Annotated in this window: 20 protein-coding genes and 1 pseudogene; 7 read left to right on the forward strand and 14 right to left on the reverse strand. The window is 67.1% G+C overall.

What is annotated here, in order from left to right:
• Nucleotides 1–93 (forward strand): annotated as a pseudogene (locus BW981_RS22560) (ferredoxin--NADP reductase); the annotation flags it as partial.
• A 67-nt stretch (nt 94–160) separates the two neighbouring features.
• Here BW981_RS22560 and eutC read toward each other — a convergent pair.
• The 5 genes from eutC to BW981_RS10820 form a co-directional block, all read right to left on the reverse strand.
• Nucleotides 161–973, reverse strand: coding sequence for an ethanolamine ammonia-lyase subunit EutC (eutC, locus tag BW981_RS10800; RefSeq protein ID WP_076439006.1), 813 nt, complete (start codon nt 971–973; stop codon nt 161–163).
• Nucleotides 970–2,358: an ethanolamine ammonia-lyase subunit EutB gene (locus BW981_RS10805; RefSeq protein ID WP_076439504.1), complete on the reverse strand. Its 1,389-nt coding sequence runs from the start codon at nt 2,356–2,358 to the stop codon at nt 970–972. Before BW981_RS10805 ends, eutC begins: the two co-directional genes overlap by 4 nt.
• 197 nt (nt 2,359–2,555) lie before the next feature.
• Nucleotides 2,556–4,031 (reverse strand): amidase, encoded by a 1,476-nt coding sequence (locus BW981_RS10810; RefSeq protein WP_076439008.1) that lies wholly within the window; start codon nt 4,029–4,031, stop codon nt 2,556–2,558.
• 9 nt (nt 4,032–4,040) lie between these two features.
• The gene (locus BW981_RS10815; protein WP_076439010.1) at nt 4,041–5,201 is read right to left on the reverse strand and encodes a M20 aminoacylase family protein; all 1,161 of its coding nucleotides are present in this window, start codon (nt 5,199–5,201) and stop codon (nt 4,041–4,043) included.
• Nucleotides 5,202–5,315: 114 nt separating this feature from the next.
• Complete coding sequence (locus tag BW981_RS10820) at nt 5,316–6,113, reverse strand: class I SAM-dependent methyltransferase (RefSeq protein ID WP_076439012.1); 798 nt, start codon at nt 6,111–6,113, stop codon at nt 5,316–5,318.
• A gap of 264 nt (nt 6,114–6,377) precedes the next feature.
• Here BW981_RS10820 and BW981_RS10825 point away from each other — a divergent pair, with 264 nt between their 5' ends.
• From BW981_RS10825 to BW981_RS10835, 3 genes are read left to right on the forward strand one after another with little or no spacing between them, the layout of a single operon-like run.
• Nucleotides 6,378–7,514, forward strand: coding sequence for an ABC transporter substrate-binding protein (locus BW981_RS10825; protein ID WP_076439014.1), 1,137 nt, complete (start codon nt 6,378–6,380; stop codon nt 7,512–7,514).
• Nucleotides 7,515–7,521: 7 nt separating this feature from the next.
• Nucleotides 7,522–8,589: a FecCD family ABC transporter permease gene (locus tag BW981_RS10830; protein WP_210188663.1), complete on the forward strand. Its 1,068-nt coding sequence runs from the start codon at nt 7,522–7,524 to the stop codon at nt 8,587–8,589.
• Nucleotides 8,583–9,347 carry an ABC transporter ATP-binding protein gene (locus BW981_RS10835; RefSeq protein ID WP_076439016.1) on the forward strand — a complete coding sequence of 255 codons (765 nt, stop codon included), beginning with the start codon at nt 8,583–8,585 and terminating at the stop codon, nt 9,345–9,347. Before BW981_RS10830 ends, BW981_RS10835 begins: the two co-directional genes overlap by 7 nt.
• An 18-nt stretch (nt 9,348–9,365) precedes the next feature.
• On the opposite strand, the gene BW981_RS10840 is transcribed toward BW981_RS10835, so the two are convergent.
• Genes BW981_RS10840 through BW981_RS10855 form a run of 4 tightly spaced genes read right to left on the reverse strand, consistent with a single transcriptional unit; the run spans nt 9,366 to nt 13,150 of the window.
• Nucleotides 9,366–10,664, reverse strand: coding sequence for a TRAP transporter large permease (locus BW981_RS10840; protein ID WP_076439018.1), 1,299 nt, complete (start codon nt 10,662–10,664; stop codon nt 9,366–9,368).
• A 10-nt stretch (nt 10,665–10,674) separates the two neighbouring features.
• Nucleotides 10,675–11,187, reverse strand: coding sequence for a TRAP transporter small permease (locus tag BW981_RS10845; protein WP_076439020.1), 513 nt, complete (start codon nt 11,185–11,187; stop codon nt 10,675–10,677).
• A 4-nt stretch (nt 11,188–11,191) separates the two neighbouring features.
• Nucleotides 11,192–12,184 carry a TRAP transporter substrate-binding protein DctP gene (gene dctP / locus BW981_RS10850; protein WP_076439021.1) on the reverse strand — a complete coding sequence of 331 codons (993 nt, stop codon included), beginning with the start codon at nt 12,182–12,184 and terminating at the stop codon, nt 11,192–11,194.
• Nucleotides 12,185–12,235: 51 nt separating this feature from the next.
• The gene (locus BW981_RS10855) at nt 12,236–13,150 is read right to left on the reverse strand and encodes a fumarylacetoacetate hydrolase family protein (protein ID WP_244560291.1); all 915 of its coding nucleotides are present in this window, start codon (nt 13,148–13,150) and stop codon (nt 12,236–12,238) included.
• Between the two features lie 87 nt (nt 13,151–13,237).
• Here BW981_RS10855 and BW981_RS10860 point away from each other — a divergent pair, with 87 nt between their 5' ends.
• The 3 genes from BW981_RS10860 to BW981_RS10870 all read left to right on the forward strand — a co-directional run bounded on the left by BW981_RS10860 (nt 13,238) and on the right by BW981_RS10870 (nt 15,769).
• Nucleotides 13,238–13,951 (forward strand): GntR family transcriptional regulator, encoded by a 714-nt coding sequence (locus BW981_RS10860; RefSeq protein ID WP_076439509.1) that lies wholly within the window; start codon nt 13,238–13,240, stop codon nt 13,949–13,951.
• Nucleotides 13,948–14,265, forward strand: a complete 318-nt coding sequence (locus BW981_RS10865) for an EthD domain-containing protein (protein WP_076439025.1) — start codon at nt 13,948–13,950, stop codon at nt 14,263–14,265. Before BW981_RS10860 ends, BW981_RS10865 begins: the two co-directional genes overlap by 4 nt.
• A 124-nt stretch (nt 14,266–14,389) precedes the next feature.
• Nucleotides 14,390–15,769 carry a M20/M25/M40 family metallo-hydrolase gene (locus BW981_RS10870; RefSeq protein WP_076439510.1) on the forward strand — a complete coding sequence of 460 codons (1,380 nt, stop codon included), beginning with the start codon at nt 14,390–14,392 and terminating at the stop codon, nt 15,767–15,769.
• Between the two features lie 172 nt (nt 15,770–15,941).
• Here the strand turns inward: BW981_RS10870 and BW981_RS10875 are convergent, their stop codons facing one another.
• The 5 genes from BW981_RS10875 to cyoA all read right to left on the reverse strand — a co-directional run bounded on the left by BW981_RS10875 (nt 15,942) and on the right by cyoA (nt 20,925).
• Complete coding sequence (locus BW981_RS10875) at nt 15,942–16,652, reverse strand: SURF1 family protein (protein WP_076439027.1); 711 nt, start codon at nt 16,650–16,652, stop codon at nt 15,942–15,944.
• 43 nt (nt 16,653–16,695) lie between these two features.
• Nucleotides 16,696–17,124: a cytochrome o ubiquinol oxidase subunit IV gene (gene cyoD / locus BW981_RS10880; RefSeq protein ID WP_083712294.1), complete on the reverse strand. Its 429-nt coding sequence runs from the start codon at nt 17,122–17,124 to the stop codon at nt 16,696–16,698.
• Nucleotides 17,121–17,756, reverse strand: coding sequence for a cytochrome o ubiquinol oxidase subunit III (gene cyoC, locus BW981_RS10885; RefSeq protein ID WP_076439031.1), 636 nt, complete (start codon nt 17,754–17,756; stop codon nt 17,121–17,123). The genes cyoD and cyoC overlap by 4 nt, the downstream gene beginning before the upstream one ends.
• A gap of 10 nt (nt 17,757–17,766) precedes the next feature.
• A complete protein-coding gene (gene cyoB / locus BW981_RS10890) occupies nt 17,767–19,773 on the reverse strand; it encodes a cytochrome o ubiquinol oxidase subunit I (protein WP_076439033.1) in 2,007 nt (668 codons plus the stop codon).
• A 69-nt stretch (nt 19,774–19,842) separates the two neighbouring features.
• The gene (cyoA, locus tag BW981_RS10895) at nt 19,843–20,925 is read right to left on the reverse strand and encodes a ubiquinol oxidase subunit II (RefSeq protein WP_076439035.1); all 1,083 of its coding nucleotides are present in this window, start codon (nt 20,923–20,925) and stop codon (nt 19,843–19,845) included.
• Nucleotides 20,926–21,086: the final 161 nt, after the last annotated feature.

Below are 21,086 nucleotides of genomic sequence, written 5' to 3' on the forward strand. Positions count from 1 at the left end.
CTCAAGGCGATCTTCGAGGAACGCGGCCTCACCGAAGGCAACACCGGAGAACCCGGCGACTACGTCATCGAAAAGGCCTTCGTCGAGAAGTGAGGGCGGCGGGGAGGACGTCGAGCTCTGCCGACTCTGGATTGCTTCGCTGTGCGCGCAGTGACTCCGGTCACTCCGCGCGGGCCCCTTTCTCAGGCCCCCCCACCCGCAGGATCTCCGGATCCGCCTCGCGGTCGCTCTCGTCCTTGAGCTGCGTCCCGCTGAGCTGCAGCGCGAAGGCCTGCCTCACCAGCCAGGCGATCTTGTAGGCTGCCGCAACGGCATCGAGTCCGCCGGACCGGATGTTGGAGACGCAGTTGCGGTCGGCGTCGGTCGCCCCGACGCGCGGGCCGAAGGTCATGTAGGCGCCGAGGCTGTCCGGCGCCGACAGCCCCGGCCGCTCGCCGATCAGCATGATGCAGAGCCGTGCGCCGAGGCGCTGGCCGATCTCGTCGCCCAGCGCCACCCGCGCTCCCTGCGCCAGCACCACCGGCGCGAGACTGAGGCCCCAATGAGCCGCATAGGCCTTGAGATGCGCGAGGAGCGGAACGGCGTTGGCCGCGACCGCGCGCGAGGACAGTCCGTCGCCGATGACGATGACGATGTCGCAGCCCTTGGCCTCGTCGCCGAGAGCCCTCGCACTCTCCGGCGCCAGCCGCCGGCCGAGATCGGGCCGGCGCAGATAGACCGAGCGCTCCGTCGCATCCGAGCGGACGGACAGGCTGCGGCAGCCCAGCGCCGCGACCTCGGCCTCGAGGCTCGCGAGATCGAGCGGCACATGAATCGCGTCGCGGGCGGCGGCATGGGCGAGCTGGAAGCGCAGCACCTCCCGCGTCGGCTGGCTCGCGCCGGTGCGGCCGAGGCCGATCCGGGCCGGAGTCAGATCGGCGAGCCGCGCCCAGAGCGTCTCGGCCGGGTTGGGGGGGCGGTCGGGAGGGCTCATGCCGCAAGCCCCAGCGTGCGGGTGAGCTGCGGCAGCGCCGCCGCCTCCCCGCGCAGCCGGCCGGCGGCGTCGACGATGCCCGCCCGCTCCAGCCAGGCCTCGAACTCGGGCGCGCGGCGCAGACCAAGCACCTCGCGGATATAGAGCTGGTCGTGGAAGGAGGTGGACTGGTAGTTCAGCATCACGTCGTCGGCACCCGGAATGCCCATGATGAAATTGATCCCGGCCGTGCCCAGCAGGGTCAGGAGCGTGTCCATGTCGTCCTGATCGGCCTCGGCATGGTTGGTGTAGCAGATGTCGCAGCCCATCGGCAGGCCGAGCAGCTTGCCGCAGAAATGGTCCTCCAGCCCGGCCCTGATGATCTGCTTGCCGTCATAGAGATATTCCGGGCCGATGAAGCCGACCACGGTGTTGACGAGCAGCGGCGCGAACTGGCGCGCCACGCCATAGGCCCGCGCCTCCAGCGTCTGCTGGTCGACGCCGTGATGGGCGCCGGCCGAGAGGGCCGAGCCCTGCCCGGTCTCGAAATACATCACATTGTCGCCGACCGTGCCGCGCTTCAGCGAAAGCCCCGCCTCGTGACCTTCCTTCAGCACGGCAAGATCGATCCCGAAGGAGCGGTTCGCGCTCTCCGTTCCCGCGATCGACTGGAAGACGAGGTCGATCGGCAGCCCCTGCTCGATCAGCGCGATGGTGGTGGTGACATGGGTCAGGATGCAGGATTGCGTCGGCATCTCGAGCTTGGCGATCAGCCCGTCGAAGAGCCGCGCCAGATCGGCCATGACCTCAACGGAATCGGAGGCCGGATTGACGCCGATCACCGCATCGCCGCAGCCATACATCAGCCCGTCCACCACGGACGCCGCGATGCCGGCCCGGTCGTCGGTCGGGTGGTTGGGCTGCAACCGGACCGAAAGCCGCCCGGCCAGCCCGATCGTGTTGCGAAAGCGCGTGACCACGCTGGCCTTGCGCGCAGCGAGGATGAGGTCCTGGTTGCGCATCAGCTTGGAAACGGCCGCCGCCATTTCGGGCGTGATGCCGCGGGCGATCCGAGCCAGCACGGCGGCATCGACCGCATCGGATAGCAGCCAGTCGCGAAAGCCGCCGACCGTCAGATGCGCGATCGGCGCGAAGGCCTGCGCATCGTGGCCGTCGATGATGAGGCGGGTGACTTCATCCTGCTCATAGGGAACGAAGGTCTCGCTGAGGAAGGCCTTGAGCGGCACATCGGCGAGGCAAAGCTTGGCAGCGACGTTCTCCTGCGCCGAGCCGGCGGCAATGCCGGCCAGCATGTCGCCGGAGCGCAGCGGCGTGGCCTTCGCCATCACCTCCTTGAGGTCGGCGAAGTGCCAGCTCTGCTGCCCGATGATGGTGCGGTAGGCCATGGCGCTGGTCGTGTCCTGCTGGAGCTCGATATTACGAATGCCGATCGGTCGCATCGTCATGGCGAGGCGCGGAGCGACGAAGCAGTCCAGGGGGCTGGGTCGAACGGCCAGCCAAGTCCCCTGAATTGCTTCGCTGCGCTCGCAATGACGGGCCGTACCGGCAGCACCATCACTAGCACGAACGATGCCAGATCGTTCTACCCGGCCGCCACATGCACGCCCGGCCGGCGCCCGTCATTCCACTTCCCGCCAAGCGCGCGCTCGATCTGGGCCGCCAGTTGCAGCAGCAGCCCGTCCTGCGCCTGCGCGGCCTGCGCGTGGATGCCGAAGGGCAGCCCGTTCTCCTGCCGGCCCATCGGCAACGAGATCGCCGGGATGCCGCAGAGATTGGAGAGCGGCGTATAGGCGAAGAACTCCCAGAGATGGCCGAACCAGTCGAGCACGTCGGGATTGTCGCTCGTCGTCAGATATTCGCTCGTCCCGATTGTCGGCGTCGGCAGCGCCGTGATCGGGGTCAGGATGATGTCCCAGTCCTGGAAGAAGGCGCCGAAGCCGCGCGCCGTCGTGTTGAACACGCCCTGCATGCGGTGGCGCTCGGCATAGGCGATGTCCTTGCCCGCCTCCCAGATGCGGATGTTCATCGGCTCGATCAGCGCTTCCGGCGGCCGGGTGAGCCCGCGCGTTTCCAGAAGGCCGGCAATGACCTGCGCGAAATTGCTGATGTAGCAGGTCGTCTGCGCCGCGAAGGCGGCCCGCAGATCGACCGCCGGCAGCGCCCAGTCGACATGGTGGCCGAGCCCTTCCAGGAAGCGCCCGGCCTTTTCCAGCTCGGCCACGATGGCCGGCGTGGCGCGATAGCCGCCCCACTCATGCGAGAGCGCGATCCGCAGCCGGCCGGGGTCGCGCCGGATCAGCTGCGTGTAGGGCTCGGGCGCCGTCCAATAGGGCATGAACTCGCCGGGCGCACCGCCCCGGCAGGCATCGACGAAGGCTGCCGTGTCGCGCACCGTGCGGCTGTGGCAACCCTGCGCGGAGACATAACCGCTGATGTCGGAGAGGTTCGGGCCGATCGAGAAGACGCCCCGCGAGGGTTTAAGCCCGATATTGCCGTTGAACCCGGCCGGGATGCGGATCGAGCCACCGCCATCCGTGGCATGCGACATCGGCACGACGCCGGCCGCGACCATCGCCGCGGTGCCGGCCGAGGAGCCACAGGTGGTGTAGTCGGTGTTCCAGGGATTGCGGGTGACATAGAGCGCCGGGTTCTCGGCCGAGCTGCAGACGCCGAATTCCGGCGTCGTCGTGCGCCCCATCAGATTGAGGCCCGCCTTGCGCATCTGCCCGGTGAGGAAGGCGTCTGCCACAGGCCGGTTGCCGCGCATGAACAGCGAACCCTGCTCCTGCAGCCGGCCCTTCAGCGTCGGGCCGAGATCCTTCATCAGGAACGGCACGCCGCCGAGCGGGCCGGACGGGTCGAGCCCATCCTTCAGCGGATCGGCCACGACATCCTCGAAGACCTCGACGACGGCGCTCAGCGCCGGGTTGGTCTTCGCGATACCGGCGGCGGCCTGCGCCGCGAGCTCGGCCGCCGTCACCTCGCCTTGGCGCACCCGCTCCGCCAGAGCCACCGCGTCATGGCAGGCCCACTCCTCCCAACTCATCGCGAGCGTCATGACTCGTCCTCAGGCCGCGGACCGCGTCTCGACGAGACGCGCCAGCAGGCTCGCACCCACCGGGAGGATGCCGTCGTCGAGCACATAGGCGGGGTTGTGCACCGGCACGTCGCCGGCATGGCCGACCCAGGCATAGGCACCCGGCACCACCTGCAGCATGTCCGCGAAATCCTCGCTGCCCATCATCGCCTTGGGCTCGGTCAGCACGTTGTCCGCCCCGACGATCTCGGCCGCGGCCTCGATCACCGCCTGCGTCGGCGCCTCGTGATTGACCAGCACGTTGAAGATGTTGCGGATATCGACGTCGATCGTCACGCCGAAGGTCGCAGCCGTTCCCGCCGCGATCTCGCGCATGCGGCTGCGGATCAGGTCGCCGGTCGCCTCCGAGAAGGTGCGGATGGTGCCGGCCAGCACCGCCTCCTCCGGAATGACGTTATACGCCGAGCCGGCATGCATCTGCGTGATCGAGAGCACGGCCGCCTCGCGCGGGTCGGCGTTGCGGCTGACGATGGTCTGCAGCGCGGCTGCGAGGCTCATCGCCACGACGATCGGATCGCGCCCCATCTGGGGCATCGCGCCATGGCTGCCCTTGCCGGTGATCCTGATGTCGAAGAAGTCGGCGCCGGCCATGGCCGGTCCGGGGAAGACCGAGATCTGGCCGGGCGCGAGCTGCGGGGCGTTGTGCAGCCCGTAGATCTCGTCGCAGGGGAAGCGCTCGAACAACTTCTCCGCGATCATGCGGCGGGCGCCGCCGAGCCCCTCCTCGGCCGGCTGGAAGACGAAGATCGCCGTGCCCTTGAAGCCGCGGTTCTCGGAGAGGTAGCGCGCCGCGCCCAGCAACATCGTCGTGTGCCCGTCATGGCCGCAGGCATGCATGGTGCCGGCCACGGTGGAACGCCAGGGCAGGTTCGTGATCTCCTGGATCGGCAGCGCGTCCATGTCGGCACGCAGGCCGATGCGCTTTCCGGAACCGCCCGTTCCGTGCAGCACGCCGACCACGCCGGTCGTGCCGATGCCGCGATGCACCTCGATGCCCCAGCCCGCCAGCTTCTCGGCGACGATGCCGGAGGTGCGGACCTCCTCGAAACCGATCTCGGGATGGGCATGAAGATCGCGCCGGATCGCGGTCAGCTCATCCGTGAAGGCATCGATCTGGGGCAGGACAGGCATGGCGGCTCCGGAGGCGGACGGCGAAGGAGAGTCGGGCGAGGCGATCGGCCCGCGCCGAGGTAATCACGCAGCGCTGGCCCCTCCAAGCTGCAATTTCGCGCCCCCGCTGCGCCTTCAGCGGGCAGCTCGGCCCGGCTTGCGCGCCGAGACGATGAAGCGGTCCTGGCTCGCGCGCTCCAGCCGCTGGTGCAGCGGCATGAACTTGCCTTGCGCCCGGTGGATCGCGGAGAGGTCGCGGTCGATGCGCGCTTCCGCGAAACCCGCCTCCCCCAGCAGGCGTACGATCTCTTCCGGCCGGCAGCCTTGCGAGAAGTAGACCCTCGAGACGATGTCGTTATGGACTGCGACATGAGCGGCCGGCGGCGGCAGGTCGACGAAGCGCTTCGCCAGCTTCGCCGCGAACCGAAGCAACGCGCCGTTGCCCGGCCGCGGATTGATCATGTCGACATCGACGATCGCGACACGTCCGCCGGGCTTCAGCACCCGGAACCATTCGCGGAAGGCCCCGGGCGGGTCCGGCAGCGTCCAGACCAGATGGCGCGTGGCGACGACGTCGTAGGTCTCGGAGGGCTCGAGCGTGTCCTCGGCATCGCCCGCATAGAGGCGGATCGGCTTGCCGGCCGTCTTCGCCCGTGCGCGTGCCAGCATCGCGTCCGAAAGATCGAGCCCGGTGACCTGATAGCCCAGCTCGGCGAGGAGCAGAGAAATGACGCCCGTGCCGCTGGCGAGGTCGAGCGCCTTCGCGCCGGTCCCGACATCGCCCAGATGCCGGCGGAACAGTGCCAGCCAGCCCTGCCGCTCATCGGCCGAGAAGATCTCATGCCCCGGCATCGTATCGAAGGTTGCGGACCGGGAGGACCAGTAATCGCGGATCTCGTCCTTGAGGCTGCTGTTGTGACGCAGTGTCGGCATGGTCGTGAAGGTCCGTCTGGCGGGTCGTGCGGGCTGACCACGGCTGCGTTGCGATAAGCAAGATCGAGATGTCCGACAAGTCGATAACTTGCTTTGGAATAATTCCAGACAAGCAGATCTTGCTGGTTACAAGCATTCTAAAAGATAGTTGTTGACCCTTTCCCGCCGCTCGACCTAGAGCCGCCGCTGTCAGGCTTCGCGGCCGGCGGCAAATGTCGCCCCGGCCCGCGGAGCCCTCTTCGATCGTCCGGAAAGGCCCGAATCATGTCCCTGCGCGCCCTCGCCACTGCCGCTGCGCTCGGCCTGTCTCTGTTCGGCGTGGCCTTCCCGGCCCATGCCGAGAAGGTGAAGGTCACCGACGTGCTCGGCCGTACGGTCGAGGTCGAGGCCCCGGTCCAGCGCGTCATCCTCGGCGAAGGCCGGCAGATGTATTTCGTCGCCGCGCTCGACCGCGAGGACCCGTTCAAGCGCGTCGTGGGCTGGCGCGACGATCTGCCCAAGGCCGATCCGGACAGCTACAAGGCCTATCTCGCGCGCTATCCGCAGATCGCCAAGATCCCCACCTTCGGCGGCATCAAGGACGGCGCCTTCGATATCGAGCAGGCGATCGCGCTGAAGCCCGACGTGCTGCTGATGAACATCGAGTCGAAGGTCGCCAGCGACGAGGCGCAACTCGTCGACAAGCTCGCCTCCCTCGGAATCCCGGTCGCCTATGTCGACTTCCGCGAAAAGCCCTTCCAGAACACCGAGCCCTCGATGCGGCTGATCGGCAAGCTCTTCGGCAAGGAGAAGCTGGCCGAGGACTTCATCGCCTTCCGCTCCGCCGAGATCGCCCGCGTCACCGACCGGCTGGCCAAGGTCAAGGACCTCAAGCGCCCGCTCGTCATGATGGAGCGCGCCGGCGGCTATTCCGACGATTGCTGCATGTCCTTCGGCAACGAGAATTTCGGCAAGATGGTCGATATCGCCGGCGGCAAGAATTTCGCCAGCGATCTCATCCCCGGCACCTTCGGCACGGTGAACCCTGAGGCGGTCGTCGCCTCGAACCCCGACGTGGTGATCATCACCGGCGGCAATTGGGGCGCCTATGTCCCCGGCGGCGCCTGGGTCGGCCTCGGACCGGGCTCGGACCTGATCGAGGCCCGCCGCAAGCTCGTCAACCTGGCGCAGCGCCCGGCCTTCGCGCAGACCAAAGCCGTCAAGGACAACCGCGTCCACGCGATCTGGCACCAGTTCTACAACAGCCCCTACCAGTTCGTCGCGATCCAGGAGATGGCGAAGTGGATCCATCCGGAGTTGTTCAAGGATATCGACGCCGGCGCCACGCTGAAGACGCTTCACGAGCGCTTCCTGCCCCTGCCCTACGAGCCGGGCTACTGGGTCTCGCTCGAGCGCAAGTGAGAACCCCGTGAGCATCGCCTTGGGAACGCAGGGAGCGGCCAGCGCCCGGGAGACCTATCGGGCCCTGACCTGGCGGCGCTGCCTGATCCTGACAGGGCTCGGTGGGCTGCTGCTGGCGAGCTTCGTCGTCGACATGATGCTCGGTCCGGCACGCTTTAGCGCCAGCCAGGTGCTGAGCGCCCTGTTCGACCCTGCCGGCGTCGCCCCGGCCCTGCGCGTGGTAATCTGGGACATCCGCCTGCCCGTCGCGCTGATGGCGGTCGTCACCGGCGCCTCGCTCGCGATCGCCGGCGCCCAGATGCAGACGATCCTGAACAACCCGCTCGCCAGCCCCTTCACGCTCGGCATCTCGGCCGCGGCGAGCTTCGGCGCGGCGCTGGCCCTGGTCTTCGGGGTCGGCATCCTGCCCTTCGCGATCGACTACATCGTGCCGATGAACGCCTTCATCGTGGCGATGGGCGCCGCGCTCCTGATCCATCTGCTGAGCCAGCGCCGCGGCGTCACCACCGAGACGGTGGTGCTGCTCGGGATCGCGCTGGTCTTCACCTTCAACGCCCTGCTCTCGCTGCTGCAGTTCTTCGCCAGCGAGCAGGCACTGGGCGCGGTGGTGTTCTGGATGATGGGCTCGCTGACCAAGGCGAGCTGGCAGAAGCTCGCCATCACCTCGACCGTGCTGCTCGTCACCCTGCCCTTCTTCATCAACCGTGCCTGGGCGATGACGACGTTGCGGCTGGGAGACGACAAGGCCGCGAGCTTCGGCATCAATGTCAGGCGCCTGCGCCTGGAGGTGATGCTGCTCGTCAGCCTGCTGGCCGCGGTACCGGTCTCCTTCGTCGGCACCATCGGCTTCATCGGCCTGGTCGGCCCGCACATCGCCCGCATGGTGATCGGCGAGGACCAGCGCTTCTTCCTGCCCGCCTCGGCGCTGGCGGGCGCGGCGATCCTTTCGGCCTCCTCGGTCGTCTCGAAGTCTTTGATCCCGGGCCTGATCTTCCCGATCAGCATCGTCACGGCGCTGATCGGCGTGCCCTTCTTCTTCAGCCTGATCATGACCAGCCGGAAGCGCTCATGGTAACGCTCGCGCTCGACGAGGTCGGCGTCGCCTATGGCCGCAACATGGTCCTGCGCGGCATCACGACGCCCGCGCCGCTGCAAGGCGGCGAGATCGTCGCGGTGATCGGGCCGAACGCCGCCGGCAAGTCCAGCCTGTTCCGCCGCATCGCAGGCCTCGCCTCCGGCCCCGGCTCCGTGACGGTCGGCGGCGACAGCCTCGTGGCGGGCCGTGCCCAGCCGCGCATCTGCTACCTGCCGCAGGACACGGCGGTGAACGCCGTGCTCAGCGTCTATGAATCGATCCTGCTCGCCTTCAAGCAGGGCGGCTCCTGGTCGGTCAGCGACGCGGAACTCGCCCGCATCGACCATGTGCTGCGCGCGCTCGACATCGAGCACCTCGCCTTTCGGGGCCTGGGCGAATTGTCGGGCGGCCAGCGCCAGCTCGTCTCCATCGCGCAGACCCTGGCGCGCGAGCCCGACATCGTCCTGCTCGATGAGCCGACAAGCGCGCTCGACCTGCACCGCCAGTTCGACGTGCTGACGCTGATGTCCCGCCTCACCCGCGAGCGCGGCATCCTGACCCTGGTCTCGATCCACGACCTCAACCAGGCGCTGCGCTTCGCCGACAAGGTCATGGTGCTGGCGGATTCGACGCTGAAGGCGCTCGGCACTCCGCGCGAGGTGGTGACCTCGCAGCTTCTGGCCGATGTCTACCGCGTCAGCGCCCGGATCGAGGGCCAGCACGCATCGACCTATGTGGTGGTCGAAGGCGCGCTCTGAGCGAGAGCGCGCATCGTCTCAAGGCTTGATCAGCCCGGCCGTCTTCGGCAGCCAGAGCGCGAGCTCCGGGAAGAAGGTCACCGCCAGCACGATGCCGAGCATCGCGACGATGAAGGGCGGCACCTCGCGGAAGATCTCGGAGAGCGGCGTGCCCGTCAGCCCCGCCATGACGAACAGCAGCAGCCCGTGCGGCGGCAGCGTCAACCCCACCATCATGTTGAGCACGACGACGATGCCGAAATGCACGAGGTCGATGCCGAGCCCCTGCGCCACCGGCACGATCAGCGGCACGATGACGAGCAGGATCGTCACCTCATCGAGCACGATCGCCAGGAACAGCATCAGCAGGTCGACGATCAGCAGGAACTGCGTCGCGGTCAGGTGCCAGCCGAGCAGGGTCGACTGGATGAGCTGCGGGACGCCCTCATTGGCGACCGCATAGTTGAAGACGAAGGCGCCGCTCATGATCAGGGTGATCATCGCGGTCGCCTTCACCGTCTCGCCCATGACGTCGAGGAGCTGGCCGAGTTTCAGCGTGCGGTAGACCACGAAGGCGAGGATCAGCGCATAGCTCGCCGCGATGGCAGCCGCCTCCGTCGGCGTCGTCACGCCCGAATAGATCAGGCCGAGCAGGATGCCGGGCAGCGCGAGCGGCGCCAGCGCCCGGCCGAAGATCGCCGGCATCGCGCTCCACGGCACCCGCGCTTCGCGCGGGAAGTCGCGGCGCCGCGCGATGATGCCGATCACGAGCATGAGCGCCAGCGCCATCATGCCGGCCGGCACCAGCCCGCCGAGGAACATCGCGCCGACCGAGGCATTCGCGATCAGCGCGTAGAAGATCATCGGGATCGAGGTCGGCATCAGCGGGCCGAGCGTCGCCGAGACCACCGATGTCGCAGCGGCGAAGCCGCGCGGATAGCGGCCGTTCTTCGTCATCATCCGCGCCACGACCAGCCCGGGGCCGGAGGCGTCCGCGACGGCCGAGCCGCTCATGCCTGAGAAGATCAGGTTCGAGACGACATTCACCTGGGCGAGCCCGCCCGGCAGATGCCCCACCATGGCCGAGCCGAAGCCGAGCAGCCGCTCGATCACGCCGCTCGCGTTCATCACATTGGCGACGAAGATGAAGAGCGGCACCGCGATCAGCAGGTAGGAATTGTAGAGCCCGTTCATCGTCTGGTCGACGACGAGCCCGACATCCTGATGCGTCGAGACCATATAGGCAAAGCCCGCCGCCAGCATCGACAGGCCGAGCGGCGCGCCAAGCACGGCCGCGACCGTGAACACGCCGAGGAGAACCCAGAGACCTTCGGACATTCTCTGTGCCTCAGATGAAGGAACGCCAGCGCGGTCCCAGCAGCCGCAGCACGAGCCAGAGGCTGCGCAGGACGACCGCGACCAGGAACAGGCCGAAGCAGGAATAGATGAGGTCGAGCCTGAGGTTCAGCACAGGCGTGCGCTCGCGCCACAGGAACATCAGGTAATCGAGCGAGCCCGGAAGCGACCAGGCGAAGATGCCGCCGATAAAGAGCGCCCGCGCCAGGGCGACCCAGCGCTTCCAGCCTTCGCCGAGCGGCCGGTAGACCAGATCGAAGGTGATCTGCTCGCGGTCGCGCACGACGAAGGCGTTGGCCCAGAAGATGATCCAGATGAACAGGATCACCGAGACCTCGTCCGCCCAGGCCGCCTCGTCATGCTCCAGATAGCGCGTCACGATCTTGTAGTTGAAGATCAGGAAGACGAGCGCGAAGAGCAGCGCCGGCACGAGTGCCGCGAAGCGGCGCAGGCCGGCTTGCCAGCCCGCCTGCGCGAGGTCCTCGGTATGCCGGCCGGGCTGCATCGGCTCAGGCCCCGGCGACGCGCTTCAGCCAGGCCATGTCCCAGGCCTTGGTGATGTCGGCGCCCGCATAGGCCTTGTCGGCCGCCTCCCGGAACGGTCCGAGATCGATCTTGTCGACGCTGAGCCCCCGGCCCTGCAGCGCGTCGATGATGCCGGCCTCGTCGGCAAGCCGGCCTTCGTCGCCGGCCTTGGCCGCCTTGCGCGCCGCGGCCTGGAAGCCGTCCTGCTGCGCCTTCGACATTCTGGCCCAGACCGGCTTCGCCACCGCGAAAAACACCGGCTGCACCATATGCGAGGTCATCACGACCTGCTCCGAGACCTCGTAGAGCTTGGCCGCGTTGAAGATCGAGAGCGGGTTTTCCTGCCCGTCGACCGTGCCCGTCTTCAGCGCCAGGTAGACCTCGGGCATGCCGAGCGGCAGCGGGCTGACGCCCAGCGTGCGGCCGAGCAGCAGCCATTCCGGCCCGGCCGGCATCCTGAGCTTGACGCCCGCCAGATCGGCCGGGCCCTTTACCGCCCGCCTGGTGCGCAGCGAAACCTGCCGCGTTCCGAGATAATGCGTCGCGACGATCTCGATGCCCATCTTGTCGGCGACGATCTTGCGATAGGCCTCGCCCTCCGGCCCGTCGAAGACGCGCCTCAGCTGGGCGTAGTCCTTGAACAGATAGGCGCGGTTGAGGAAGCCCACCTCGGGGATCTGCTGCGCCACCTCGAAGGTGGTCATCGTGCTCATCTCGAGATTGCCGCGCTGCAAGGCGGGCACCTCGGTCCCCTGCTTGAACAGCGTCGACGCCGTATGCACGGCGACGTTGATCCCGAGCGAGGCCGCGGCGACCTCGCTCTTGAGCTGCTCCAGGGCCTTGGCGAGGAAATCGCTCGGCGGGGCCGCCGTCGAAATCCGGATGGTGAGCGGCGCCTGCGCTTGCGCCGGTACCTTGGCGCCCGCTCCGAGCGCCGCCAGCGCCAGCCCTGCCGTCATGCTGCGTCGTGTGATCATCGCCTCATTCCCCTCGTTGTTTGAATGCGGCCGGAGCCGGTGACAGGTCGATCAGCGCGGCTCCCGGATCTCGACCGACAACGTGCCGATGCCCTCGATCGCGGCCTCGACGCTGTCGCCCACCGCAAGGAACGTGCCCTTCGGCACGCCGACGCCTGCGGGCGTGCCGGTCAGGATCAGGTCGCCCGGATCGAGCGTCATGATCCGCGACGCGGTGGCGATCTGCTCGGCGAGCGAGAAGATCATGTCGGTGGAACGGCCGTCCTGCTTGGTCTCGCCATTGACGGAGAGCTTCAGCCCGATGTTCTGCGGATCGGGGATGGCCGAGGCCGGCACGATGCGCGGGCCGATCGGGCAGCAGGTGTCGTTCGCCTTCCCGGCCACCCAGTCGAGCTTGTAGAAGGTCTCGGGCGCCCGGTTGTGGTCGCGGGCGGAAAAGTCGATCGCGACGGTGTAGCCCGCGACATGCTGCATCGCCTGATCGACGGAAACGTTGCGCGCCGTCTTGCCGATGACGGCGGCGAGCTCGATCTCCCAGTCGAACTTCTCCGTGCCGATCGGCATGTGCACCGTCGCGCCCTCGCCGACGATGGCGTTGCGCGGCGGCTTCATGAAGAAGAACAGCCGCTGCTCCTCCTTCTTCGCGCCCGGCATGCCCATCTCGGCGAGGTGGTCGAAATAATTGGCGCCGGCGCAGAGGATCTTGCCGGGATAGAGCAGCGGCGCGAGACGGCGCGAAGGCTCGAGCCGGTCCGTCTCGTCCAGCATCCCGGCCGCACGCCCGAGCGCCGCTTCGGCCCTGCCCCAATCGGCGAACAGCCCGGCGATACTCGTCTGGCCGGCCAACCCGGCGCGCGCCAGCGAGGGCTCCAGCCGATACAGCGCACCTCGCGCCTCGATGCAGGCAACGGCCGCGCCGCCGACCTCGACCGTGGCCAGAGCCCATTCCATCGCACCTGCCGGCATGTCCGTTCCTCATTCGCGGCTTGCTATGAGATCAGACTGATTTTATAAAATGGTCAAGTCAACATGAAATCGGAGCGGCCGCCCCGCATGAGCGACACGCTCACCGACATCCGCTCGCAGGCCGAGCGGGCCTATCAGCGCCTCAGGGGCGAGATCCTGCATGGCGACCTGATGCCGGGCGAGCGACTGCGCGCCAACGATCTGCAGGACCGCTTCCAGCTCGGCCTGACGCCGATCCGCGAGGCGCTCATGCGCCTGTCGAGCGAAGGGCTGGTCTCGGCGGAGACGCATCGCGGCTCGCGCGTCAGCGAAACCTCTCTGCCGGAATTCTCGGACTTGATGGCGACGCGCCGCCAGATCGAGCGGCTGTGCCTGACGCAGGCCATCGCGCGCGGCGACGCCGCCTGGGAGGCAGAGATCGTCGCTGCGATGCACCTGTTGTCGCGCACCCCGCTGCCCGCCTCGCCCGACGACCGCGAGGCGGCGGCGCTGTGGGAGGCCCATCACCGCCGCTTCCACCAGGCGCTGGTCTCCGCCTGTGGCTCCGACTGGCTGCTGCGCTTCTGGTCGATGCTCGCCGACCATTCCGAGCGCTACCGCAAGCTCAGGCTGCTCCACCGGCACGAGGCGCAGGCCGAGGTCCGCGACGTCAACAGCGAGCATGCCGCGATCATGGATGCCGTGCTCGCGCGCGATGCCGACAAGGCCTGCGCGCTGCTCGACGCGCACCTGGCCGCCACCGAAACCAGCGTGCTGCGCCTGCTGCGGGCCGGAACAAGCGAAGAGGAGACCGCAGGATGATCATCCGTTCCGCCGTGCTCGAAGGCGATGTGCCGGAGGCCGACCGCGCCCATTTCGACCGGCAGATGGTCGAAACCGTGCTGCCCGCGATTCGCCGCTATCCCGGCATCCGCGACGTGACGATCCGCTGGCGTGCCGAGCAGGAGGACGGCGCCCCGCCGGTCTACCTGACCTTCGATCTCGTCTTCGGCAGCCTGGAGGCGATGCATGCGGCGCTCGCCAGCGAAATCCGGCAGGAGGTCCGCGCCGAGCTCGGCACGATCATGCCGTTGTTCAAGGGCCGGGTCTATCATCTGATCCTGCGGCAGGACTGACCGCCCTCCGGAAGCCCTGCGGCCCTGCCATGTGTCGGCTGCGCTTCTGCGGCCGGCCCCTTATGCCTAGCATCCATTCAGGCACCGAAGGACCGCGATTCACGCTGCCCTCTCGCTCTGGATGATGTTGATGACCAATCCGCTCGCACCCGTTCTCGATCACATCGATACGCAGCGTGACGCCTTCCTCGGCCGCCTGATCGATTACCTGCGCCACCCCAGCATCAGCGCGGAGAATATCGGGATCAACGAAGTCGGGACCCTGCTCGTCGAGATGCTGACCGGGATCGGACTGGACGCGCAGCTCGCGCCGAGCGAAGGCCACCCGATGGTGATCGGCCGCTGGGAGAAGGCGCCCGGCAAGCCGACCGTGCTGCTCTACGGCCATTACGACGTGCAGCCTGCGGACCCGCTCGACAAATGGGTCTCGCCGCCCTTCGAGCCGACGATCCGCGACGGGCGGCTCTATGCGCGCGGCGTCGGCGACAACAAGGGCCAGCATTTCGCCCAGATCCTGGCGCTCGAATCGCATCTCAAGGTCAACGGCACCCTGCCCTGCAACGTCATCCTGCTGCTGGAGGGCGAGGAGGAGATCGGCAGCCCGCATATCGCGGCCTTCGCACGCAAGAACCGCCATCTGCTCGAGGCGGACCTCTCCATCACCGCCGACGGGCCGCGCCATGCCAGCGGTGCGCCGACCATCAAGTTCGGCTCGCGCGGGGTGATCTCCTTCGAGCTGCGCTGCCGCCACGCCAGCCGCGACGTCCATTCCGGCAATTTCGGCGGCGTTGTCCCCAACCCGATCTGGACGCTCGTCCACCTGCTCGGCACCATGAAGAACGCCGAGGGCGAGATCACCATCGACGGCTTCAACGATGGCATCGAGCCGCCCGCGGCTGAAGAGCTGGCAGCGGTCGAGCGCCTGCCGCTCGATCTCGAAGCCTTCAAGCAGGGCCTCGGCCTGTCCCGCCTCGACGCGCCGGCCGACCGCCCCTTCTACGAGCGCCTCTGCTTCCGCCCGACGCTGACGATCAACGGTTTCCACGGCGGCTATGGCGGGCCGGGCAGCAAGACCGTGCTGCCGAACGAGGCCTTCGTGAAATGCGATATCCGTCTGGTGGAGGCGCAGGACCCGGTCGATATCCTGAACAAGGTCAGGGCCCATGTCGGCAAGCATGCCCCGGAGGTCGAGCTGATCGCCGAGGAGAACGGCATGCAGCCTTCCAAGACGCCGATCGCTTCCCCCTATACCGCGCCGCTCAGGCGCGCCTTCGTCGCGGCGCAGGGCCGCGAGCCGTTGCTGATGCCGGCCGGCTTCGGCAGCCTGCCGAATTACGTCTTCACCAAGATCCTCGGCATCCCGGCCTTCGTCACGCCCTATGCAAACCATGACGAGGCCAATCACGCCCCCAACGAGAACATGACGCTGGACTGCTTCCACGAGGGCGTGCGCACCGGCGCGGCCGTGCTGCACGAACTGGGGGCACTGGCAGAGCGGGACTGACCCTCGAGGCCTCGGCCTGGTCGAGCAGCCTTGCGAACGCGGTCATTCCGGACAAGCCGCCTTAGCGGCGCCGATCCGGGATCCATGCCTGAACCTTCATCGGCAACGCTCCGGCCTGGATCCCGGGTCAAGCCCAGAATGACCGAGCGCTCCCGGGCCCTTAGACACGGCGTCAGACGTCCACATCACCTCTGCGGCCGCGCCAGACGAATCCGAGCGCCCACAGGCTCATCGCCATCAGCGCGAACCAGGTCAGCGCATAGATGAGATGGGTGTTGCGGAAGGCGATGACCGTCATGCCGCCCTGCGGCGAGGGGCCGGGCTCGGACGCCGCGTCGGCATCGACGAAATAGGGCGCGACCTCGCCAGGTCCTTGCTCTCCCAGGCCCCGCGCCTGTGCGATCGCGGCGACATCGCGCGAATACCAGCGCCCAGCCGCGGGGTCGTTGCTGCGCAGGAAGCCGCCGCCGGGCTCGCTGAGGCGCAGCAGGCCGGTGACGCGCCTCGCGCTCGATGGTCCAGCAGGCGCCATCTGCCCCTCGGGCAGGAAGCCGCGATTGACCAGCACGGTGAAGCCGCGCTCGTCGCGGAACGGAGCGATCAGCCAGAAACCGGGTCCGCGCCCGGTGACGGCCTTGGTCAAGGTGCCGGCGGCGGGCAGATACCGGCCCGAAAGCGACACCCGCCGATACTCGCTGCTGGCGGCGCTGATCGAGGGCCACACCGTCGGGCCGGGCGCCGGCACAGGGTCGGCGTGGACGCGGGCATCGACGCGGGCGATCAGATCGAGCTTCCAGGCCCGCCGCTCCACCTGCCAGAAGCCGAGCACGGCAAAGGCGAATGGAAGAAGCGCCAGCAGGGCGAGAAGCGCCATGCGCGCCATGCCCCGCTTAGGCGGCATGGCGGCCGCCTCGGCCACCGCCGCCTCACATCGGATGGTTGCCGGGCGCCATCGGCATCATGTTGCTGTTGAGGTGGTACATCACCCACAGCGACCCTGCGAGCATGATCACCACGATGACGACGGTGAAGATCAGCGCCATCATCGACCATCCGCCTTCCGAGCGCGTGTTCATGTGCAGGAAGTAGATCATGTGCACCACGATCTGCGCCGCGGCGAACAGCATGATCACGATGGCGGTGGTGGTCGCGTTGCCGAGCACGTCGCCCATCACCAGCCAGAACGGGATCGCGGTCAGGATGACCGAGAGGATGAAACCCGTCAGGTAGCTTCGAAAGCTGCCGTGAGAGGCACCGCCGTGATCGTCATGGCCATGCCCGTGATCGCCATGGAGGTCATGGGCAAGGCTGCTATGGGCCTGCGTCGCGCCCACGTCGTTGTGAGATCCGCTCATTTCAGCACGCCCATCAGATAGACGAAGGTGAAGACGCCGATCCAGATGACGTCGAGGAAGTGCCAGAACATCGACAGGCACATCAGCCGGCGGCGATTCTCCGGAATGAGCCCCCGCTGGCCGACCTGGACCAGCAGCACAGTGAGCCAGATCAGGCCGAAGGTGACGTGCAGCCCGTGCGTGCCGACCAGCGTGAAGAAGGACGACAGGAAGGCGCTGCGCATCGGCGTCGCGCCTTCGGCGATCATGTGATGGAACTCGTAGAGCTCGATGCTGAGGAAGGCGAGGCCGAACAGCGCCGTGACCACGAGCCAGCCCTGGACCGCCGCCTTGCGGCCCTTCTCCATCGCCAGCATGGCGAAGCCATAGGTGATGGACGAGAACAGCAGCATGGCGGTGTTCACCGCCACCAGCTTCAGGTCGAAGAGATCGGCGCCCGAGGGGCCGGCGGCGTAGTTGCGGCCGAGCACGCCATAGGTCGCGAAGAGGACTGCGAAGATCAGGCAGTCGCTCATCAGGTACATCCAGAACCCGAGCATGGTCGAGTCGCCGGGGTGGTGGACCTCCTTGTCCTCGAAGACGTGGAAGACGGGCACGCCGCCGTCGGTCTGGTGGGCTGTCGCCTTGCTCATCGTCGGCCCCTCAGACCCGCGCCGCAGCGAGTGCGCGGCTGCGCCGCTCTTCTTCGCGCACCACCTCCTCGGCCGGAATGTTGTAGTCGCGGTCGTAGTTGAAGCTGTGGGCAATGGCCGTGACGATGATCGCGAGGAAGCTCAGCGCCGCCAGCCACCAGACATACCAGACCAGCGCCAGCCCGCAGATCGTGGCGAACGCCGAGATGATCACGCCCGCGCCGGTGTTCTTCGGCATGTGGATCGGCCTGAACCCTTCGAGCGGGCGCTGGTAGCCGCGCTTCTTCATGTCCGCCCAGCTGTCATGGTCGTGCACCATCGGCGTGAAGGCGAAGTTGTAGGCTGGCGGCGGCGAGGACGTCGCCCATTCCAGCGTGCGCCCGTTCCAGGGGTCGCCGGTGACGTCGCGCAGCTTCTCGCGGTTCATCACGCTGACGACGATCTGCACCAGGAAGCTCAGGATGCCGAACAGGATCAGAACCGCGCCGATGGCCGCGATCACGAACCAGATCTGCAGCGAGGGATCGTCGAAATGGTTCACCCGGCGCGTCACGCCCATCAGGCCGAGCACGTAGAGCGGCATGAAGGCGACGTAGAAGCCGATGACCCAGAACCAGAAGGACATCTTCCCCCAGAAGTCGTCGAGCTTGAAGCCGAACGCCTTGGGGAACCAGTAGTTGATGCCGGCGAAGGCGCCGAACACGACGCCGCCGATGATGACGTTGTGGAAATGCGCGATCAGGAACAGGCTGTTGTGCAGCACGAAGTCGGCCGGCGGAACCGCGAGCATCACGCCGGTCATGCCGCCGATGACGAAGGTGATCATGAAGGCGAGCAGCCACATCATCGGCAGCTCGAAGCGGATGCGTCCGCGATACATCGTGAACAGCCAGTTGAAGATCTTCGCCCCCGTCGGGATCGAGATGATCATCGTCGTGATGCCGAAGAAGGAGTTCACGCTCGCGCCCGAGCCCATCGTGAAGAAGTGATGCAGCCAGACGAGATAGGACAGGATGGTGATGACCACCGTCGCATAGACCATCGAGGCGTAGCCGAAGAGGCGCTTGCCGCAGAAGGTCGAGGCCACCTCCGAATAGATGCCGAAGCAGGGCAGGATCAGGATGTAGACCTCGGGGTGGCCCCAGATCCAGATCAGGTTCACGTACATCATCGGGTTGCCGCCGAGATCGTTCGTGAAGAAGTTCGTGCCGACATAGCGATCGAGCGTCAGCAGCGCGACGGTGCCGGCGAGGACCGGGAAGCTCGCCACGATCAGGACGTTGGTGCACAGCGCCGTCCAGGTGAAGACGGGCATCTTCATCATGTCCATGCCGGGCGCGCGCATCTTCACGATGGTCGCGATCAGGTTGATGCCCGACAGTGTCGTGCCGACGCCCGCGATCTGCAGCGCCCATAGATAGTAGTCCATCCCCACCCCGGGCGAGTAGGCCTTGCCCGAGAGCGGCGGATAGGCGAGCCAGCCGACCTTGGCGAACTCGCCGACGAACAGCGAGGCCATGACGAGCACGACGCCGCCGACGGTCATCCAGAACGAGAAATTGTTGAGGAACGGAAAGGCCACGTCCCGCGCGCCGATCTGCAGCGGCACCACATAGTTCATCAGCCCCGTGACGAGCGGCATCGCCACGAAGAAGATCATGATCACGCCATGGGCGGTGAAGATCTGGTCGTAGTGATGCGGCGGCAGATAGCCCTCATTGGCGCCGAAGGCGATCGCCTGCTGGCCGCGCATCATCAGCGCGTCGGCGAAGCCGCGCAGCAGCATGACGATGCCCAGCACCATGTACATGATGCCGATCTTCTTGTGGTCCACGCTGGTGAACCACTCGCGCCAGAGATAGCCCCAGGCGCCCAGCTTGGTGATGAGCGCAAAGAGGCCGAGGCCGCCGATCGCCACGGCCGCGAAGGTCGCGACCAGGATCGGCTCATGATACGGGATCGCCTCGAAGGTGAAGCGTCCGAAGACGAGAGGCCACCAGTCGGGATAGGAATTCATCGTAACCTCGGATCGCTAGTCGCAGAGCCCGCCAGCCCGGAGGCGGCGGCCCGTCGATGGTCCAGCATCTCAGTTGGCAGCGCGGGCGGGCAGGCCGTCCTTGCCGTAGACGTCGGTCGGCGAGCAGATCGCGGTGACGAAAGGCCGCGGGCCGAGCGGCTCGCCGCCGCGGCGCGTCGTCTTGTCGTAGTGGAGCGCCATCACCGTGTGGATGCCCTCCTTGCCGCCGCCGCCCTTGGCATCCATCGCCATCATGTCGCGCATGCACATCTTGGTGCGGTCGACGCACATATTGAGGACGGCGTCGAAGAGATCGGGCGCGACCGTGCCGAACTGGCGCGGCTTCTCCCGCTCGCTCGGCCGCTCCAGCACGAGATATTCCTCGCGGCCGAGCTTCTCGGTCTTTTCGCGTGCCTGCCTGACCCAGTCGTCGAAGCCGCCGCCTTCCAGCCCTTTGAAGCGGAAGCGCATGCCGGAGAAGCCTTCGCCGCTGTAATTGGCCGAGAAGCCGTCGAAATCGCCGGCGTGGTTGATGACCGCATTCAGCTTCGTCTGCATGCCGGGCATGGCGTAGATCTGCCCCGCGAGCGCCGGGATGAAGAGCGAGTTCATCACCGAGGACGAGGTGATGTGGAACTCGATCGGCTGGTTCACCGGAGCCACCACCTCGTTGACCGAGGCCACGCCCTGCTCCGGGTAGATGAACAGCCACTTCCAATCCAGCGCCACGACCTGGATGATCAGAGGCTTGCGCTCCCTGCCCTGCGCCGCCTGCTGCGAGGTCTGGATCGGCTGGCTCGCGCTGATGCGGTTGAGCGGCCGGTAGGGGTCGAGCAGATGCGTGCCCATCCAGGTGATCGCGCCCAGGATGATGACGATCAGCAGCGGGATCGCCCAGATCACCACCTCGAGCGGCAGCGAATGATGCCAGTCGGGATCGTATTCGCTTTCCGCCGCCGCCCGATAGCGCCAGGCGAAGAACACCGTCAGCGCCATCACCGGGATGATGATCGCCAGCATCAGCGCGACAGAGATCAGCATGATGTTCCGCTGCTGCAGTGCAACGTCGCCGGATGGCGAAAGGAGCACCGCCTGGCACCCGCCGAGCAGGGCAAAAAGCGGCAAAACAGCGAGAATGCGGCAGGTTCTCACAGAACCAGTCCCCCGTTTCCGGATTATTGACGGCCGTTCTAGCTCAATATCTTGCACTGCACAGAGGACAGAATGTCCCATTGGCAGTGTTTGACGCTCCGGTCATATGCGCCGTATTCATGACTCAGGTCACACCCGCAGACTACCCGGTTTCGGCGCGA

The sequence above is a fragment of the Allobosea sp. TND4EK4 genome, from assembly GCF_900156025.1.
In the GTDB taxonomy this organism is placed as follows: Bacteria; Pseudomonadota; Alphaproteobacteria; order Rhizobiales; family Beijerinckiaceae; genus Allobosea.